The organism is Halopseudomonas salina, assembly GCF_014637955.1.
GTDB classification, from domain to species: domain Bacteria; phylum Pseudomonadota; class Gammaproteobacteria; order Pseudomonadales; family Pseudomonadaceae; genus Halopseudomonas; species Halopseudomonas salina.
This window is the reverse complement of record NZ_BMFF01000003.1, coordinates 50,477-55,459: the sequence shown is the minus strand read 5'-3', so window position 1 is coordinate 55,459 and position 4,983 is coordinate 50,477. Positions and strand designations below refer to the sequence as shown.

The 4,983-nt window shown below is 60.6% G+C and carries 3 protein-coding genes; 1 reads left to right on the top strand and 2 read right to left on the bottom strand.

The window, feature by feature from the left end; genetic code table 11:
* Positions 1-214: 214 nt before the first annotated feature.
* Together IEV54_RS07685 and IEV54_RS07680 are read right to left on the bottom strand one after the other, a co-directional pair.
* Positions 215-1,837, bottom strand: coding sequence for an outer membrane protein assembly factor BamB family protein (locus tag IEV54_RS07685; RefSeq protein ID WP_150279363.1), 1,623 nt, complete (start codon positions 1,835-1,837; stop codon positions 215-217).
* Positions 1,838-2,482: 645 nt separating this feature from the next.
* Positions 2,483-4,318 carry an ABC transporter ATP-binding protein gene (locus IEV54_RS07680; protein ID WP_150279364.1) on the bottom strand — a complete coding sequence of 612 codons (1,836 nt, stop codon included), beginning with the start codon at positions 4,316-4,318 and terminating at the stop codon, positions 2,483-2,485.
* A 210-nt stretch (positions 4,319-4,528) separates the two neighbouring features.
* Here IEV54_RS07680 and IEV54_RS07675 point away from each other — a divergent pair, with 210 nt between their 5' ends.
* Positions 4,529-4,795 (top strand): GIY-YIG nuclease family protein, encoded by a 267-nt coding sequence (locus tag IEV54_RS07675; RefSeq protein WP_223825560.1) that lies wholly within the window; start codon positions 4,529-4,531, stop codon positions 4,793-4,795.
* Positions 4,796-4,983 lie beyond the last annotated feature (188 nt).

Below are 4,983 nucleotides of genomic sequence, written 5' to 3'. Positions count from 1 at the left end.
CTCGTCATTCTCGCGAACGCGGGAAACCATTTTGACCTTGGTGCAGATAACACGTCACCCCGCTAAACAAGGCACAACCTCGCGTTTTTTACATCCTGAAAATGGATCCCCGCGTTCGCGAGGATGACGTTTTCGGGGAGGTTGGCGCTAGTTCTCCGCGACGGCGTCTGCGAGTAGTTTCGCGTGAGTTCTCCAGGATGGCGTTTTCCAGGGCTCAATCTTCCTGAGCCTCAACCCCAATCTTATAAAGCCCATTATCCACGTCAGACGTGAAATACAGCATTCCATCCGCCGCTATCTCCACACCCGTCGGAATCCCGCTGGGCGGCATGCCGGGGCCGGCGGGGAAGCCGATGGGGAGGTCGCTGGCCAGTACGCTTTGCTCTCCGGTGGCCGGGTTCAATTTGATCAGGCGTTTTGCTGCCGTCTCGGCAATCACGAAGCTGCCGTCCGCCGCCTGGGCCAGTCCTTCGGGCATTTGCAGGTCTTTCGCCAGGCGGGTGATTTCGCCGCTTGTGGGGTCAACGCGGGTCAGGAAACCGCCGGCTTCGGTCAGGTAGAGTTGGCCGTCCTGTCCGCGGATCATCTGCACCGGGCCATAGAGGTCCTTGGTCAGTGTGCGTTTGGTCTTCAGGTCGTCGCCGGACAGGTGCACCAGTGTGCCGCTGCCCATCTCGCTGACCACAATGCTGCCGTCATCCAGTTCCACGGCATCGGATGGCGCATTCAGGCCATGGACCATGGCGAGGGTGCTGTTGTTGGCGCGGTCGATCAAGTGCAGGGTGCCGGTGGAGAAGCTGGTGAGCAGCAGGGCGTCCTTGCCCAGATTCACTGCCACCGGGTATTCAGCGTCGGATCCGTGGGCGCGGCGGAGGTCGGTTACCTTCCCGCTGGTGGTGTCCACGGCGCGGAAGGCGAAGATATCGGCGACATACAAGGTCTTGCCGTCTTCAGACAGTGCGGTGCCTGCCGGTACCGCGAGCTCGCCGCTGGTGATCAGCTTGATCTCGCCAGTGTCGGGGTTGACCTGCTGGATGGAGTTGTCGGCCATGTTGGAGATGTAGATGCTGTCCTGGGCGTCGATTGCCAGGTTGTCGAGAGCGGTGCTGAGCTGCGCGACCATCTCGGAATCACCTGTTGCGGTATCCACACGCATCAGCTTGCCGGTCAGGGTGTCGACTGCGTAGAGGTTGCCCTTGGAGTCGAAGTTGACTGCCGCAGGGGTGCCAAAGCCATCGGCGACGGTTTCGAGTGTGCCGTCAGTCGGATTGATCTTCACGACCTGGCCTTTGAACCACAGCGGGCCGTAGATCCAGCCGTCGCTGCCGACCTCAAAGCCATTGAATCCGCCCATGTCCTTGTTGATCAGCCGCGGCTCTTTTTCGCCCTTGGGGTCGATCTCCCAGAGAGCGTCGCCAAGAAAGACCTGGCTGGCATAGAGCTGACCGGTTTTCTGGTTGAAGGCGATGGAGTTGATGCCGGGCAAGCCCTCGGCCAGGATCTTGGTGGGAGCCTCATCGTTCTCACGGTACATGATCTTGCCGAGATAGAAGCCTGTCCAGGCCATTTCCCCGTTGGGACCGATCGCGATGTCATCCGCCTGTCCCTCATCCGCGCCGACCAGCACGCTGGCCTTGCCGGTTTCTCTGTCTACCTGGTAAATGCTGTTACCAACCACACTCCCAGCCAGCAAACGCCCCTGATTATCAACGGCCAGACCGTGCACGCCCTTGAATTCAGAGGGCGCTACCAGGGTTTGGGGGGCGGAGTATGTGGCAGCGAGGGCGCTGGCGGAGATCAGGCTGGCCAACAGAGTGGCGGGGAATAGAGCTTTCATGGGGCATCCTTGTTGTTAGTGTAATTGCTCTATATTAGCCGGGATTTTCGGGCCAGGTGGGTTTTATGGGCGGGGCTGATGATGGGGGATAGAGTGGAGTGAACCAGATGGGGAGTGGCGGAGTTTCGTCTCGGGTGTGGGTCTGGGAGTGGCCGAGTTTCACCTCGGGCGTTGGTCTGGGAGTTGCCGAGTTCCATCTCGGCGGTTTTGTCTGGGAGTTGCCGAGTTCCATCTCGGCCGTGGGTGTTTCAGGCAGGCATTTTGTCGAGGTGGAACTCGACATTCCCGGAGTAGCGCGTCGCCGCCTGGGAGTGCGGGGTCGAGGTGAAACTCCGAGTTCCCAGAAAACCTCGTCATCCTCGCGAACGCGGGGATCCATTTTCGGGGTTTCTAAATGGCGGGATTGTGCCTTTTTGGGCGGGGTGCTGTGTTGTCTGCGCGAAGGTCAAAATGGTTTCCCGCGTTCGCGGGAATGACGGGGTGTGGGGCGGGAATGACGGGTGAGTAGGGCGGGAATGACGGGGTGTGGACAGGGATGACGAGGTATGGCCGTCATCCTCGGGAACTCACGCCAACCTCCCCGAAAACGTCATCCTCGCGAACGCGGGGATCCATTTTGACCTTGACCTTGACCTTGGCCTCGGCTCACTCCACATCCTCCCCCAAAAAACCACCCGACTGCCGCGCCCACAACTGCGCGTACAAGCCGCCGCGCTCCAGCAACTCACTGTGGGTGCCGTCTTCGATCACGCGGCCCTGGTCCATCACTACCAGCCTGTCCATCGCGGCGATGGTGGAGAGGCGGTGGGCGATGGCTATTACTGTTTTGCCCTGCATCAGAGTGTTCAGGCTTTCCTGAATGGCGGCTTCGACTTCGGAATCCAGTGCGGAGGTGGCTTCGTCGAGGATCAGGATGGGGGCGTCCTTGAGCATGACGCGGGCGATGGCGATGCGTTGACGCTGGCCGCCGGAGAGTTTGACGCCGCGCTCGCCAACGTGGGCATCGAAGCCGCTGCGGCCCTTGGCGTCTTCCAGGTCGCGGATAAAGTGGTCGGCTTTGGCCTGTTTGGCGGCTTTGATCAGCATGTCCTCATCCGCATCCGGGCGGCCGTAGAGGATGTTGTCACGGACCGAGCGATGCAGCAGGGAGGTGTCCTGGGTGACCATGCCGACGTGCTGGCGCAGTGAGTCCTGGGTGACCTCGGAGATGTTCTGGCCGTCGACGAGAATCTGGCCGCCTTCTACGTCGTAGAAGCGCAGCAGCAGATTGACCAGGGTCGACTTGCCCGCACCGGAACGTCCTACCAAACCGATCTTCTCGCCGGCGCGAATGGTCAGGTGCAAGTCTTCGAATACGCCCTGTTCCTTGCCGTAGTTGAAACGCACATGGTCAAAGCGGATCTCGCCCTTGTCGACCAGCAACGGTTGGGCGTCGGGGCGGTCGTTGACCAGTTGCGGACGGGAGATGGAGTTGATGCCGTCCTGCACGGTGCCGATGTTCTCGAACAGCGCGGACAGCTCCCACATGATCCACTGGGACATGCCCCACAGCCGTAGCACCAGGCCGGTAGCCACCGCGACCGCGCCTATGGTGGCGGCTTCGTTGATCCACAGCCAGATGGCCAGGGCGGTGACGCTGACCAGCAACAGGCCGTTGAGCATGTACAGCAGGCTGTTGACCCAGGTGACCAGGCGCATCTGCCGGTAGACGGTGTGCATGAAGTCGCCCATGCCTTCGCGGGCGTAGGTGGCTTCGCGGCGGGAGTGGGAGAAGAGTTTGACCGTCTGGATGTTGGTGTAACTGTCGACGATACGGCCGGTCATGATCGAGCGCGCGTCTGCTTGCTCCTCTGCCACCTTGCCCATCAGCGGAATGAAATAGCGCATCAGCAGGATATAGCCGAGCAGCCAGGCGAGCATCGGCAGGGTCAGGCGCCAATCAGCGATACCCACGACTACCAGCGTGCCGAGAAAATACACGACCACGTAGTTGAGCACGTCGATCAGCTTGATCACGCATTCGCGCACGGCGAGGGCGGTCTGCATCAGTTTGGTGGCGATGCGGCCGGCGAACTCGTCCTGGTAGAAGGCCATGGACTGCTTGAGCAGGTAACGGTGCACCAGCCAGCGGATGCGCATGGGGTAGTTGCCCATCAGCGTCTGATGGCTGACCAGGGAGTTGGCGAGGATCATCAGGGGCAGAAGGACTAGGACCAGTGCAGCCATGCCCGCGAGTTTCCAGCCCTGATCCTGCAGTAGCGTGGCGCGGTCCTGGACCGAGAGCCAGTCGACGATATTACCCAGAAAGCTGAACAGCCAGACTTCGGTGGCGGCGATGGCGGCCATCAGCAGCGCGGCGGTACCCAGGTAGCGCCAGGTGCCACGGGTGAAATACAGGCAGAACGCGAGCAGTGTGCGCGGTGGTTCCTGGGGTTCTTCCGGGGGGAAGGGGTCGAGTCTTTTCTCAAACCAGCGAAACATGGAAGCGCCCTGTGCGGTTGAAGCGAGGGCGGCATTATGCGGGCTGGGGTAGGGCCTGCTCAAGGGTACAGATGTGACGGGCTATGCCCGGACTGTACCGGTTTCCGTTCGTTTTGTGAGGTGATTCCGTGATTGGTCGGGGTGGTCGGGGTAGGGTGGGGGCTGATCTGGACAGGGAGGTTGAGGATGAAACAGCCGGCGGTTTATTTGATGGCTTCGAGTCGTCGCGGGACTTTGTATGTTGGTGTGACATCGGACCTGGTGCAGCGGGCCTGGCAGCATCGGGATGGTGTGCTGGGCGGCTTCACCGAGCGCCATGGCGTCAAGGAGCTGGTTTGGTACGAGCAGCATGGCTCTATGGAGGCGGCGATTCGTCGGGAGAAGGCGCTGAAGAAGTGGCGGCGGGAGTGGAAGTTCGAGTTGGTGGAAAGCGGTAATCCTGATTGGCGTGATCTTTGGGGTGAGATTTTGGGGTAGTGTGTTTGCCCGCTTTCATAATGCTTAAACCCGCTTTTTTACACCCTGAAAATGGATCCGCGCGCACGCCCCCTCGTCATTCTCGCGCACGCGGGAATCCATTTTGATGTTGGGGGGAGCAGCATCGGACCCCGCCACATATTGCACAAACCCGCTTTTTTACACCCTGAAAATGGATCCCCGCGTTC

Excerpts from the sequence above, each read along its gene's own strand:
- IEV54_RS07685 (WP_150279363.1), bottom strand. The coding sequence starts at position 1,837 with ATGAAAGCTCTATTCCCCGCCACTCTGTTGGCCAGCCTGATCTCCGCC.
- IEV54_RS07680 (WP_150279364.1), bottom strand. The coding sequence starts at position 4,318 with ATGTTTCGCTGGTTTGAGAAAAGACTCGACCCCTTCCCCCCGGAAGAA.
- IEV54_RS07675 (WP_223825560.1), top strand. The coding sequence starts at position 4,529 with ATGGCTTCGAGTCGTCGCGGGACTTTGTATGTTGGTGTGACATCGGAC.